This window comes from Microcoleus sp. AT3-A2 (assembly GCF_036705685.1).
In the GTDB taxonomy this organism is placed as follows: domain Bacteria; phylum Cyanobacteriota; class Cyanobacteriia; order Cyanobacteriales; family Microcoleaceae; genus Microcoleus.
On record NZ_JAUBVF010000075.1, the window covers coordinates 1 to 13,490 of the forward strand.

Sequence of the window (13,490 nt, forward strand, 5' to 3'; positions counted from 1 at the left end):
GACTAACTTCTTTTGAGCCACAATTAGGACAATGGGGAATCTCTATTGTCATATCACACTATGGTAAACACTTCTCTCTAATAGTAACTTACTCGATCCTTTCCTTCAGGGCACTACCCCGCCACTTAAGTTTTTTTGACCTGAATCCTTACAATGTGAGAATCCTAGTCAGCCGCAGGTAGTTGTGATTAAATTGTTCAATCCACTCTCTTTTTCTTGACAAATATTCCCCGGATTTCGCAATTACAATTTCTGCGTTTTCCCCTTCGCGGCATTCCAACCCGTAAAACGCCAGCATGACAGTGAACGAATAAAGTAAGCGATTTCTCAACTCTTCACTTGTTCTAAAAGCTTGAATTACCTCATCATTTAAAGTAGGAACACTGGAATTAAAGCGGCTCTTTTCTCTCAGGGGAAACAGTTATTGAATGTAATTGTGCACGGATTCCAGCTTCTGGTAATCCCACGACCAAATATCCTCGATCGCCCGACCTTGTGAATCAGGCTGCTGACCGAGATAGAATGCTAAAATTTTGTTTTGTGTGGTTGAATTACTCATTAATCTGCTATACAAAACATCAAAAAGATGATATGCAGTCGCTTTTAACCGACTTGAGCTATTAGCCAGGGGTTTAAACCCCTGGCTGCTTCCCCGGCTTTACCGCAGAGTCACAAACTCTTCAGCAGTCGATGGGTGAATGCCAATAGTCGCGTCGAAGTCTTTCTTGGTAGCTCCCATATTAACCGCGATCGCCATTCCTTGAATAATCTCGCCCGCGTCTTTCCCAACCATGTGTACGCCCAAAACTCTGTCAGTATTAGTCTCAACAATTAACTTGACAAAAGTTTTCTCATCTGCACCTGTCAAAGAATGAAACATCGGCCTAAACTTGGCTGTGTAGCACTTAATGGACTCGGGAAACTTTGCTCTGGCTTGGCTTTCTGTTAAGCCGACTGTAGCCGCTTCCGGCTGGGAAAATACTGCTGAGGCAACATTTTCGTGACTGATTGATCTGGGGTTATTACCAAATTCAGTATCGGCAAAAGCGCGTCCTTCAGCGATCGCAATTGGCGTTAAATTGATGCGGTTGGTGCAATCTCCCACTGCAAAAATGTGCGGCTGACTGGTGCGGCTATCTTTGGTAACTGCGATCGCAGATTTATCGATTTCTACTCCCGCATTTTCTAAAGCCAATTTTTCCAAGTTCGGCAAGCGCCCGGTAGCGCACAACAGCGTGTCTACTATGAGCGTTCCTTCGGATTTCCCCGACAAAGTTAATTCTAAGCCTTCTGGGGTTTTCTCAATGTGGTTGATCGAGCTTTCTGTCAAAATGTCTATTCCGTGCTTAATCATTCCTTCTTGCACGTTGGTGCGAATTTCTGTGTCGAAGTCGTTCAAAATTAAGTCGCTGCGGATGATTTGAGTTACTTTGCTTCCCAACCCGTTCATAATGCAAGCAAATTCGACGCCGATGTAGCCACCACCCCAAATTGCCAACCGTTTTGGCTGCTCTTTTTGCAGGAAGATTTCGCGGGAGGTTATCGCGTGTTCGATGCCGGGAATTGGGACTCTTCTGGCTTCTCCGCCGACTGCTATTAAGATTTTGGCGGCGGTAAATTTTTTGTCACCAACTTCGACGGTATGGGGGTCAATAAATTTGGCGTATCCTGAGATTAATTCGACTCCGGCTTTTTCGAGGAAGCTGATATGCAGTTTACTGAGTCGGCGCACTTCTGCGTCTACCGTGGTGACGAGTTTTTCCCAATCAAAGCTGCTTTCTACTGGACTCCAACCGTAGCCCACCGCATCTTCATAAAGGTGCGAAAATGTTGAAGCGTACACCATGAGCTTTTTCGGGACACAGCCGCGAATTACGCAGGTTCCGCCTACTAAGTCATTTTCGGCGATCGCCACTTTTGCGCCGTAGGATGCTGCTCGCTTGGAACTCGCTAATCCGCCGGAACCCGCACCTATCACAAACAAGTCGTAGTCGTATGTCATAATTGTCTGTACCTTCTTATCGCCCACTTACCAATTTTACGCTTTACTTTTTTTAATGATATCTCAAAAAATTTTTGTTTTTTTTGGGGTAAACTACTTTACTTTTTGCGATCAATCGGGTATTATTTAATAATAGGAATCTGTGCGTTAATTTAAAAAATGCTCACACTCCCATTATTAGAGTATAGCACAAGCGATCGACCAGAAACATATAAAAATGTAACTATTTTCGAGCCGCCGCCAAGAATAAAAGAGCTAATTGTCGATCGCTCGTTATAACCGAGTCGAACTCCCGTAAATCCCTGTAAAAAAGCGCAACTTTGATGCTCTTCCCGATTTTTAAGGGGTAGTAGGGGGCAACAATCACGCGGGATCGGGGCTAATCGCAGCGCAGCGATAGAAAACTTATACTACCCTAACCTATCGGGGCAATCACGGGAGATTACCCTACATTATTTTGATAATTTCCTCAATCCTTGATAATTGCTATATTATAAACATAAATTAATTCTCAGGCTAGCTTTATGATCGATTGGCTTGTGATCTGGGGAGTGACGCAAGGAGTCGGCATTCTCGTTCAACCCATCTTAGAAGACTTGATCAAAGACGGCGCGAAGGATTTTGCTAAAGATTTTTTTAAAGATTCCCTGAAAAACGTCTTATTAGGCGAAAAAGACCCCCGAAAAGTCGCAGCGGGTAAAGCGATCAAAAAGTTTTTGGACTTGGTGGAACAGCAGTTGAAAATTGGCGGACTTTCCTCAGAGGAAAGAAAGCTGTATATTAAAGATGTTAAACAGTTTATCAATAACAAGTCGGTTAAGGAAATTTTGGGCAAGGCTTTTGAGAGCGATCGCGAATCTCTCGATGCAGAACTTCTCGAACAAACCTGGACTCAACTAGATTTAACTTTTTTACCCGCCAGATTTAAGTGGCAAACCATCGCCAATCAGTATCTGGCAGAAGTTCAAGAAATTCTCTTTGACTCACAAGAGTTGCGCGATATCTTGAATGCTCAAAATCTGGATAGCATTCAGAAAAATACTCAAGAAACGGCGGGAATTATCCCCGAATTTGACTTGAGGCAATATCAAGAAGCTCTGTGCGAGCGTTACAGCAATCTCAATTTAAGCAGCGTCGATCCCAATACCTACGATTATCGCGAAAAGCTGAAGGTTTGGCAAATCTTTATTTTCCAAGATGTGCGATCGATTTACGAATCATTTCTGCCCCAAGCTTACGAAATTCCTAAAGAACATCAACGGCGGCTGCAAGACAGCAATCAATTAGAGGCGATCGATCTAGAAAATTTAGAGAAATATCGGCGCGGTTATTTTTCTCAGCCGATCGTATCCGTGTTAGATGTTATCAATGACAAGCAAAAGTATCCCTACATTGTTATTTTAGGCGATCCGGGTTCTGGCAAGTCTACTCTGTTACAATGTTTAGCATTAAACTGGGCGCGATCGCCCTTAAATAGCGTGACATCTCAGCCGGTTCCGCTGCTAATAGAATTGCGGACTTACATTCGCAGCGGGGAATCAGGGCATTGCAAGAACTTCCTCGAATTTTTCCATCAAAGTCCGGGTTCAATTTGTCACTTGAATCAGCATCAATTGCAGGAACAGCTTAAAGCCGGCGACGCTGTGGTGATGTTCGACGGGTTAGATGAAATTTTCGATTCCGGGAAACGAGAAGATGTAATTACAGCGATTCATCGGTTTACCAATGAGTATCCGCGCGTGCGAGTGATTGTCACGTCTCGGATTATTGGTTACAAACCTCAACGCTTGCAAGATGCAGAGTTTCATCACTTTATTCTCCAAGATTTGAATGAGAAACAAATTCAGGATTTTGTTCGCCGCTGGCACGAATTAACTTTTACTGATGCTGGGGAAAAAGCGCGGATTAGTGAGCGCATGGAAAGAGCATTAGCGTATTCCTCAAGGATTCGAGATTTAGCGGGTAATCCGTTATTGTTGACGATTATGGCGATTTTAAATCGCGGGCAAGAATTGCCGAGAGACAGGGCCGAACTTTACAATCAAGCTTCGCGGGTATTGCTGTATCAATGGGATGTGGAAAGGTCTTTAGTAGAGGATAGCAGGCTCGATCCGAAAACTATTGATGCTAAAGATAAGCAAGCAATGCTGCGGCGAGTCGCTTACAAAATGCAAGCAGCACCTAAAGGGTTGGCTGGCAATATTATTAGTGCGGAAGATTTGGAGAATACCCTGACAGCATATCTGAAGAATAAAGATTTCGATCGACCGAAAGAGCGGGCAAGGTTGATAATTAACCAACTGCGAACTCGTAACTTTATTTTATGTTTTTTTGGTGCGGATACTTATGGGTTTGTGCATCGAACTTTTTTGGAATATTTCTGTGCATCGGAGGTGGTGGAAAGGCTTTATAAGACACCAGAAATTTTACTGGAGGAGTTGAAAAACGAGGTGTTTGGCAAGCACTGGGATGATGAATCTTGGCAGGAAGTTTTGTGCTTGATTGCCGGATTGATTCCTGGAAACTTGACCGGGAAATTGATTGAGTTTTTGATTGAACAGGATGGGGAAGCTCAAAAGTTCCGCAATCTGTTTTTGGCGGCGAAGTGTTTGAATGAGGTGAGGGATAGAAAAGAGATTGCTCCGGTTGAGAGCCAATTGCTTGAACGCTTAAAAGAGTTAACCAAGTACGACCTCAATGACTATTATGAGGCTTCTAAAGAAGAGGAAACGCTAGTTTATACAATGCGAACTCAAACAGTAAGCGCGATAGTCTACACTTGGAAAGATGACCCAGAGACCTTACCTTGGCTCAAACAACTGGCTCAATTTGATGAGAATTCTGATCTGCGACTTGCAGCAGTCCTAGAATTAGCAGGGGGGTGGAAAGATGACCCAGAAACCTTACCTATCCTCAAACAAATGGCTCAATTTGATGAGAATTCCGATCTGCGATTTGTAGCAGTCCAAGAATTAGCAGGGGTGTGGAAAGATGACCCAGAAACCTTACCTTGTCTCAAACGAGTAGCTCAATTTAATGATAATTATACTGTGCAAATAGCAGCATTTCAACAAGTAGCACGGGGCTGGAAAGATGATCCAAAAACCTTACCTTGGCTCAAACAACAGGCTCAATTTAATGATAACAAAGCTCTGCAACTTTCAGCAGTCGAAGAATTAGCAGTGGGCTGGAAAGATGACCCGGAAACATTACCTTGGCTCAAACAGCAGGCTCAATTTAATGATAATTATACTGTGCGGGGTGCAGCATTCCAAGAATTAGGACGGGGGTGGAAAGATGACCCGGCAACCTTACCTTGGCTCAAACAACTGGCTCAATCGAATCATGATCCGATTGTGGCATTTTTAGCAGTCCAAGAATTAGCACGGGTGTGGAAAAATGACCCGGAAATCTTACCTTTGCTCAAACAACGGGTTCAATCTGATGATAATTATGCTGGGCGAGTTGCAGCAGTCCAAGAATTAGCACGGGGGTGGAAAGATGACCCGACTACCTTACCTTGGCTCAAAAAACTGGCTCAATCAAATGATGATTCTTGTGTGCGGCAAGCAGCAGTCCAAGAATTAGCAGAGGGGTGGAAAGATGACCCGGAAACCTTGCCTATCCTCAAACAACTGGCTCAATTTGATGATGATTCGGCTGTGCGACGTACAGCAGTTCAAGAATTAGCTGGGGGGTGGAAAGATGACCCGGAAACCTTACCTATCCTCAAACAACTGGCTCAATATGATGATAATTGGGATGTGCGACGTGCAGCAGCCCAAGAATTAGCGCTGGGCTGGAAAGATGAACCAGGAATATTTGAATGGTTGGGCGATATTGCTATCAATCATCCTTTTGAACGCAAATCCAAATTCCAAGAGAATCCCAGACAAACAGCACTTGAAATCATGCTCAAGCAATACCCGGATCGCCCAAAAACTTTAGAAATACTTCGCGATCGATTTGCAAACGATCCCGATGAACAAGTCCGCCATTTTGCCCAGACAAAATTGACCGAATTAGAGAAGATGTAATAGACACACAAACAGCACAAAGAAAATATGACTGTAGCCACGAATATCCCCAAAGCTTATGCAGAAATAGTTGAATTTTTGGCGACTGCCACACTCCCCGCAGCATTATCAACTTTCCCCTCTCCGAGGAAGCAAAAAACCATATCCTCGACCTAATTTATGCCCACAATAATCAAGGCTTGACCCGCGCTGGAAAAAGCAAATTAGATAACTATCTAGTGCTAGAACATCAGATGACTCTCATCAAACAACTCACAAACACGTCCTTAAAGATGTAGTTTTTTTATATCTCGTCAATTAGCGTCCAAACGATCGCCCTGACCGCCGCCAAAACCGATAAGAAGTGTTAAGTTAGTAGTTAGTTGTGTCGATCGCACAGAAAAAAAATGCCTGAACTACAAACCGATACATACCAAGACCTCGACCCCCAAGTCCTCTCAAAGCCCGTTGTTGTCGGTCTGGAAGAGGTAACAAAAGTTTACGGGATTGGCGACCTGGAAGTTCGCGCCTTAAACGGCGTCAGCTTGACCGTAAGACAAGGAGAATATTGCTCGATTATGGGCGCATCGGGATCGGGCAAATCTACAGCTATGAATATTATCGGCTGTCTCGATCGACCTACGAGCGGCAGTTACTACTTAGACGGCGTAGATGTCGCCCAAATGCCCGAAGAAGAATTAGCCGGAATTCGCAATTTAAAATTAGGTTTTGTCTTCCAACAATTTCACCTGTTGCCTCAATTGACAGCCTTAGAAAATGTCATGTTACCGATGGTTTATGCCGGCATTCCCGCAGCAGAAAGACGTGAACGGGGAGTAGATGCTTTAACGAAAGTAGGCCTGGAAAGCCGGCTGCAAAACAGACCGAATCAACTATCAGGAGGACAGCAGCAGCGGGTTGCGATCGCCAGGGCTATTGTCAACCGTCCCGTGTTGTTGCTGGCTGACGAACCTACAGGTGCATTGGATACAAAAACTACTCAAGAAGTAATGGATATTTTTACCGAATTCAACGAAAGCGGCATGACTGTTGTTATGGTAACGCACGAACCGGAGGTGGCGCGCCAAACTCGCCGCGTTGTCTGGTTCCGGGACGGTAAAGTTATTCACAATAATCTCAATCCCGAAGAGCTTTCACACGCGGTATTTTAGTATAATAGTCCGCGAAAAGCGAAAAGAAAATGGGGCGATTGAAATCGCTTCTAGACAAACGAAGTCCGCCTACGCGGACTGAAGAATCAAGAGAGTATTACTTCTATCCAAGAGGGCTTTAGCTATTAGACAGGGGTTTTCAACCCCTGGCGGACTAATAGACAAAACGCCAGATATCTGCTTAATGAAAAGCACTCGGAAAAGCTTCCCAAACTCGATCGACAAAATCTCTAAGTTGCCGAGATGCGATCGCACCATCCTTTTTCTCAGAGTCCAGAGACTGCAACTGAGTCAACAGTGAAATTACCTCAGTATCAAAAGCCTCCCGAAACAAGCTCAGCGGCCACAGCAAATCAGCACCATCTCGCAAATCGGATAAAGTGTAGTCTTCCGACCATTGCGCCGATAAATCCTTCCCTGACAGTAATACAACTAACATTAAGGGGCGCACCCAACAAATTTGACGTGCCTCAACCACTTGGATCACCTCTGAATGCAGGCACGCATCTCCACATTCTAAACTGACAATTTGACCCGGCTTAAAGTTCAAAGCACAATCCATTAATGCTCACACTTAATACAGACATAACAAAGCAGCGAAATAAGTGCCGCATCTCTCTACAGCACCCGAAAAAATTATATCATAATTCCTTCTTCCTTCTTCCTGACATCCGTTACATCCGTTACATCCGTTACATCCGTTACAGAATCCGTTGCCGAACTTCCTTCTTCTTCTCAACTTTCATCAAGCTTTTTAAGAGCCATTTCGAGCTCGGCCGTCAACAATGGTGCTTCTTTTTTACCGCCACCATTGGCATAATCCGCCACGCAAATCGGAGAACCGATCGCAATTTTTACGTGAGCACCCCATTGAGGAATGCGCGGGCGATAGCGGATACTCATCGGTACAATTTTCACTCCCAAACCCGGTTTGCTCAACTCTGCTTGAATTGCCAAACGAGCCAATCCAGGCTTAATCGGGTGAACTTCGCCATCCTGAAAAATGCCGCCTTCGGGAAAAATCACCAACATTTCCTTGTCCAGGAGTAGTTCCACCCCATAACGGAGACTGCCAATTGCCGGATGCTTGAGATCCACAGCAAAACCCCCCAAATGTCTGATGAACCAACCTTGCAGTCCTTTCACTTCATCAGCAGTTACCATAAACCGCAAATCGCGTCCAGTCACCTTCTGTCCAGTTGAATAGGGCATCATCAGGGCATCCCACCGGGAACGGTGCGTAGGGGCTAAGATGACAGGCCCGTCTTTCGGCAAGTGCTCCTGTCCGGTTATCTCAATCTTGCCAAAATGAAACGGTAGGACAACATAATGACCTAGCGGATAGAGCAAGGAGGTTAACCAAGGAGAAACGCGAGAGGTATTAAATGCTACCTTGGCAGGCATTGGCTTCACTAGAGATGATTTACTGGACTCAACGGCGATCGTGGCGGTGTGGCGCATAGCAATTAAGCTGCTTTATCGAGATCTAAAGTCTAAAGTAAGTTGTTGGACAAATCTTTAGTTTTTGGATCGGGACACTTTTGCTATTGGCATTGTGCCGATCGGGCGATCGCGCCCGCAAGAGATAATCTGTAAAAGGTAAAACCTCAGCCAACCGGACAGCAGTACCGCAGAGCAGTCAACCGCCTCGAAAGCTCGATCGGGCAATTACGGATCTATTATTTCAGTTAAAGGGTCAATTTCGATTAAACATCGCCCCGAAGAAAGTAAAAAATTTTACCTGTTAATTTTTCCGGCGTGCTTCAAACCAAGAAAGCAACTGATCGCGGCAAACAGACTCCATAATACCGCCGAGCACCTCTAAGCGGTGACACGAATGCGCGCTATCTGGAATATTAGCAGCAGTCCGAATCGTGCCAGTTTTTGGGTCATCTGCTCCGTATACCAGCAGACCAATCCGAGCTTGGACGATCGCACCAGCGCACATCGGGCAAGGCTCCAGCGTTACATAGAGCGTGCATTGGTTAAGATGCCAGTCTTGCAAAACTTTGCCGGCAGCCCGCAAAGCCAAAATTTCAGCGTGAGCAGTCGGATCGCAATCTCGCTCTCGCCGATTTTGCGCTTCGGCAATCAATTTGCCACTACCGTCAACAATGGCAGCACCAACGGGTACTTCACCAGCATCACCGGCTGCTTGCGCCAATTCCACAGCCCTAGTCATCCAGCGTTTGTGAATAAAATAAGTAGTATCACTAATAGACAACGGCTCAGCTTTACAATTCACGTCATGCCTAAGTAACAGAAAAACTTAAGATCGATAAAGAAAGTTACATTACAGCTTAATCGAGAGTCTTTAATTATGGACACCACTACGATTACCACTGAAATTGTTGAGCTGTTGTGCCGCATTAGTCGGCAAAAGCTGCGCGAACAAGATATCACTCCTTTGGTAGTGTTTCTGACGGCTCTGATTTCCATCCTGCGCGGAGTGATGATTATTGACAGGACGATCGCAGTTGAAGAAGAAGAACGGCTGCAAAAGACTCTCAAAGCCTTTGCCAGCGGCGACCGCGATCGGGTAGAACTAATTCAGCGCCTTGTCAAAGGAGTATCCAAACAGCAGGTTTACTTCAACCCCACGGAATTGCTAACCCTGACAGCTTTGTTCTCAGAATCAGAAAAACTGTTGCTCATCGGTTCCGGCTACGAAATGTCAGCCGCAGACGGACACATCGATATGCGGGAGCAAATGTACTTACAGTCGATCGCCAATCGGCTCGGTCTCGACTCCAGACACATAGCAGTCATAGACACTTTATTTACTAAAGAAGGAACCCTCGACTCAGAAGCTTTTGCTGAAGTTCAAGCTTTACTCGATCCCAGCGAATTCGAGTCCCGCGATCCGGTATTTGGCAAAGCAGCAAAGCACTTGCTGAGTATTTTACTCCGCAAATAATCCAGCCCATATAAATTTTTGGGTAGTAAAAGTAGTCAGAGGATTTCGAGGATTTGACGCTGTTTCCAATTGAGATGGGACTTGGGCGCTCTTACCCTCAAAAACCGGGTTGTTTAACCCCTACCCAGAGCGCTGCACGGCGTATGTTGGTGAAAAACCTGGTTTCTGCCTAAGTCCCGCTTTATTTTTTGGGCAAGAGTCGATCGACCCTTCTATCCCATTGAACCGAATACCTCTAAAATCTAAAAGCGACTTGTCGCTGCCTTGATTGACTCAGCTCAATCTCAAATCTCAAATTGATTGATTATGCAAATTGAATGGCAAACCGCCAAAACCTACGAAGACATTCTCTATCACAAAAGTGGCGGCACCGCCAAAATTACCATCAATCGACCTCACAAACGGAACGCTTTTCGTCCCAAAACCGTGCAGGAACTGTGCGATGCCTTTACTGATGCCCGCGAAGACACAAAAATCGGCGTTGTCCTTTTCACAGGTGCGGGGCCTCATACAGACGGCAAATACGCCTTTTGCGCCGGCGGCGACCAAAGCGTGCGGGGTTCCGCGGGATATGTAGACGAAGGTGGCATACCCCGCTTGAACGTGCTCGACTTGCAGAAGTTGATTCGCTCTATGCCCAAAGTTGTAATTGCTTTAGTGGCAGGCTACGCAATTGGAGGGGGTCATGTTCTGCACTTAATTTGCGACTTGACGATCGCTGCTGACAATGCTATTTTCGGACAGACCGGTCCCAAAGTCGGCAGTTTCGACGGTGGTTTCGGAGCTAGCTATCTCGCCAGAGTCGTCGGCCAGAAAAAAGCCAGAGAAATTTGGTTTTTGTGCCGCCAGTACAGCGCGCAGCAAGCCCTAGAAATGGGTTTAGTCAACTGCGTCGTACCCGTCGAACAACTAGAACTAGAAGGGATTCAGTGGGCTACGGAAATTCTCGAAAAAAGTCCGATCGCGATTCGCTGTCTGAAATCCGCTTTTAATGCCGACTGCGACGGTCAAGCCGGTTTGCAAGAACTGGCAGGAAATGCCACTTTGCTGTACTATATGACCCAGGAAGGCGCCGAAGGCAAACAAGCCTTTTTGGAAAAACGGCAACCTGATTTTAGTCAATATCCTTGGCTGCCATAGTGGGATGGAAAAATCAGTTTTTTTATGCGCTCATATTAAAGTAGATACTGCTGATTTTTATGAGTTAGTAAAGCCAAATGCACCCGATCGTCCAAAAATGTCAGTATTGAGACCAGTTCCCAAAAAAAATGAAACTGCTTTGCCAGATCCAAACCATGATAATGATCAGTGATTCCCCAATCGAAAATCGAAAATGGTATGAGCAGCAGGGCAGCCGACGAACTAGACCGAGACTGCTGCTGCCGATTTTTCAGTTAACGTTGTCCCTGTAAGCTGGCAGGCATTGCGCTCGGAAAGAGTGACCGTAGCATCCTGCAGCGTCAGAGTCGATTCTTGCCACATTCCAATTTCTTCTATGTTTTCCCAAGATGATTTAAAAGGCGAAACCGCTAAAGCACAAGCTTTCCAGTGACTTTGAACCGGGCCGCCTAGTAAAGCGCAAACACCCCCGCGTCTGCCTTCAGGGGTATAGTGACGGCAGTGACCACAAGCTGAAGTTAAAGGTGAAGTTAATGAGGTTTGCATAAAAGTTCTTAGGGAAATCATTTTCATCTCTAATTCTCCTTTGTAGAGCTAGCAGGTTTTAGAGCATCCCAACCTTTATGCTGTCTGGGTTGTAGCGATCCCCGAAGCATAATTAAATTTTATAATTTATTTATAATCTCGTTATATATAGAAACAATTAGCTCGGTGCTTGCTCATTGTATAGGTAAAAACAAAGGTTAAAAGTTTATAAAGCCGTTAGGGATCAAGAAAAAGTACAAATGCCCAACGAGTATGAGAGCTTACAAATAAGCGGTAGCCGAGAATACAAAAATTGGCTGAGAGTGTCGGTAAGCAGCCTCCAGGAAACAGCAACAATTAAGTGTGCGAATGAAAATGAAAAATAGCTGCGGGCGATCGACAGCAGGATCTCCGGCCCCTGTTGCATTGACGCCAAAAGTAGCTAATCATAAAATAGGCAAGTTTTCAAGCTTATTGTTTATATCTACCAAAATTTTGGGGTGAGAGCCTCGCCCATAAGCGGGCGACTTTAATTGATCCTAAGAAATCCTTAGACGATTTGTAGACTTGCTGTATACTAAGTCAAGGATGTGAAGCAAGTATTTAATTTGACGTTTGAATTTAAGTTGAAGCCCACAGCGACACAAATAGCAGTTTTTGAAGATTGGCTAGAACAGTGCCGCAAGGTGTACAACTATGCCCTACGAGAACGCAAAGACTGGTACAACTCACGCAAATGTCAGATCAACTCTTGCTCCATTGGCTCCGACTATATTATTCCTGCTGAGGTGCCTAGACCGACATATTCAAGTCAGTGCAAGGCTTTAACGGCATACAGGAAGACCAGCCCCGCATTGCAGCGATTCAACGCTCAGGTGTTGCAACAAACGCTGCGGAGATTGGAAAAAGCTTTCGTCAGTATGTGGGAGCAAAATCACGGGTTTCCTCGGTTCAAAAAACAGGGGGCTTTGAGGTATTTGAGTTTCCCACAGTTGGGTGCAACTTTCCATCAAGGCAACCGCTTTAAATTGCCTGTAATTGGCTCGATAAAATTTTGTCAGTCGCGTCCCATCCCCCAGGGCGCAATCGTCAAACAAGCTCGCGTCGTTAGACGGTCTAGTGGCTGGTATATAATGTTGACTTTGCAATCGGATGCCTCAATTCCCGATATCATTCCTCACGGCAATCCCGTAGGAATTGATTTAGGGTTGACTAATTTGATTGCAACTTCTAATGGGCTTTTAATTAAAAGAACGAAGTTTTTTGCTGACGCAGAACGCAAGCTTAAATTGCTGCAACAGCGCGTTACTAGAAAAAAAATCGGGTCAAATAATTGGAAAAAAGCTCAGAAAAAAGTCGCTTTGCTGCATGATTACGTGGCAAACTGCCGAAAAGATTGGCATCGCAAGTTGTCACATCAAATCTGTGATGACGCGGGTATGGTGTTTGTCGAAGACCTTAATCTGGTCGGACAGAAAGCGGGGATGTTAAGTAAACACTGCTTAGATGCTGGGTTTGGGAAATTCTTCAACATATTGGAGCAAACTTGCTTTAAGCGCGGTGTGTATTTCCAGAAAGTAGATGCTAAAAAGACTAGCCAAATCTGTCCCAATTGCCTTAACCAAACAGGCAAAAAAGAGTTATCACAAGGATCTCACTCGTGTCACAATTGCGGCTATACAACCGACAGAGATGTCGCAGCCGCACAGGTAGTTCTCAAGTGAGGACTTGCAGCCGTA

14 protein-coding genes are annotated in these 13,490 nt (G+C 45.1%); 7 read left to right on the forward strand and 7 right to left on the reverse strand.

Going from position 1 to position 13,490, the window contains the following annotated elements:
• Nucleotides 1-148: 148 nt before the first annotated feature.
• From QUB37_RS26105 to gor, 3 genes are all read right to left on the reverse strand, one after another.
• Complete coding sequence (locus tag QUB37_RS26105) at nucleotides 149-421, reverse strand: opioid growth factor receptor-related protein (RefSeq protein ID WP_333167739.1); 273 nt, start codon at nucleotides 419-421, stop codon at nucleotides 149-151.
• Entirely contained in the window at nucleotides 422-559 is a 138-nt protein-coding gene (locus tag QUB37_RS26110; RefSeq protein ID WP_333167687.1) for a hypothetical protein, read from the reverse strand.
• A 99-nt stretch (nucleotides 560-658) separates the two neighbouring features.
• A complete protein-coding gene (gene gor / locus QUB37_RS26115) occupies nucleotides 659-2,002 on the reverse strand; it encodes a glutathione-disulfide reductase (protein WP_333167689.1) in 1,344 nt (447 codons plus the stop codon).
• Between the two features lie 524 nt (nucleotides 2,003-2,526).
• Here gor and QUB37_RS26120 point away from each other — a divergent pair.
• The 3 genes from QUB37_RS26120 to QUB37_RS26130 all read left to right on the forward strand — a co-directional run bounded on the left by QUB37_RS26120 (nucleotide 2,527) and on the right by QUB37_RS26130 (nucleotide 7,190).
• Nucleotides 2,527-6,039, forward strand: coding sequence for a HEAT repeat domain-containing protein (locus tag QUB37_RS26120; protein ID WP_333167691.1), 3,513 nt, complete (start codon nucleotides 2,527-2,529; stop codon nucleotides 6,037-6,039).
• Between the two features lie 27 nt (nucleotides 6,040-6,066).
• Nucleotides 6,067-6,195 (forward strand): hypothetical protein, encoded by a 129-nt coding sequence (locus QUB37_RS26125; protein WP_333167693.1) that lies wholly within the window; start codon nucleotides 6,067-6,069, stop codon nucleotides 6,193-6,195.
• Nucleotides 6,196-6,425: 230 nt separating this feature from the next.
• Nucleotides 6,426-7,190, forward strand: a complete 765-nt coding sequence (locus tag QUB37_RS26130; RefSeq protein ID WP_333167695.1) for an ABC transporter ATP-binding protein — start codon at nucleotides 6,426-6,428, stop codon at nucleotides 7,188-7,190.
• 181 nt (nucleotides 7,191-7,371) lie between these two features.
• Here the strand turns inward: QUB37_RS26130 and QUB37_RS26135 are convergent, their stop codons facing one another.
• The 3 genes from QUB37_RS26135 to tadA form a co-directional block, all read right to left on the reverse strand.
• Nucleotides 7,372-7,752, reverse strand: coding sequence for a hypothetical protein (locus QUB37_RS26135; RefSeq protein WP_333167697.1), 381 nt, complete (start codon nucleotides 7,750-7,752; stop codon nucleotides 7,372-7,374).
• Between the two features lie 173 nt (nucleotides 7,753-7,925).
• Entirely contained in the window at nucleotides 7,926-8,651 is a 726-nt protein-coding gene (locus QUB37_RS26140) for a lysophospholipid acyltransferase family protein (protein WP_333167699.1), read from the reverse strand.
• 283 nt (nucleotides 8,652-8,934) lie between these two features.
• Nucleotides 8,935-9,435, reverse strand: a complete 501-nt coding sequence (tadA, locus tag QUB37_RS26145) for a tRNA adenosine(34) deaminase TadA (protein WP_333167701.1) — start codon at nucleotides 9,433-9,435, stop codon at nucleotides 8,935-8,937.
• Between the two features lie 75 nt (nucleotides 9,436-9,510).
• Between tadA and QUB37_RS26150 the strand changes: the two genes are divergently transcribed.
• The 3 genes from QUB37_RS26150 to QUB37_RS26160 all read left to right on the forward strand — a co-directional run bounded on the left by QUB37_RS26150 (nucleotide 9,511) and on the right by QUB37_RS26160 (nucleotide 11,419).
• Entirely contained in the window at nucleotides 9,511-10,107 is a 597-nt protein-coding gene (locus QUB37_RS26150; RefSeq protein WP_333167703.1) for a TerB family tellurite resistance protein, read from the forward strand.
• A gap of 306 nt (nucleotides 10,108-10,413) precedes the next feature.
• Nucleotides 10,414-11,247: a 1,4-dihydroxy-2-naphthoyl-CoA synthase gene (menB, locus tag QUB37_RS26155; RefSeq protein ID WP_333167705.1), complete on the forward strand. Its 834-nt coding sequence runs from the start codon at nucleotides 10,414-10,416 to the stop codon at nucleotides 11,245-11,247.
• A 4-nt stretch (nucleotides 11,248-11,251) separates the two neighbouring features.
• Nucleotides 11,252-11,419, forward strand: a complete 168-nt coding sequence (locus QUB37_RS26160) for a hypothetical protein (RefSeq protein WP_333167707.1) — start codon at nucleotides 11,252-11,254, stop codon at nucleotides 11,417-11,419.
• A 50-nt stretch (nucleotides 11,420-11,469) separates the two neighbouring features.
• Here QUB37_RS26160 and QUB37_RS26165 read toward each other — a convergent pair whose 3' ends face one another.
• Entirely contained in the window at nucleotides 11,470-11,772 is a 303-nt protein-coding gene (locus QUB37_RS26165; RefSeq protein ID WP_333167708.1) for a hypothetical protein, read from the reverse strand.
• Between the two features lie 569 nt (nucleotides 11,773-12,341).
• Here QUB37_RS26165 and QUB37_RS26170 point away from each other — a divergent pair.
• Nucleotides 12,342-13,475, forward strand: a complete 1,134-nt coding sequence (locus QUB37_RS26170) for a transposase (protein ID WP_333167710.1) — start codon at nucleotides 12,342-12,344, stop codon at nucleotides 13,473-13,475.
• Nucleotides 13,476-13,490: the final 15 nt, after the last annotated feature.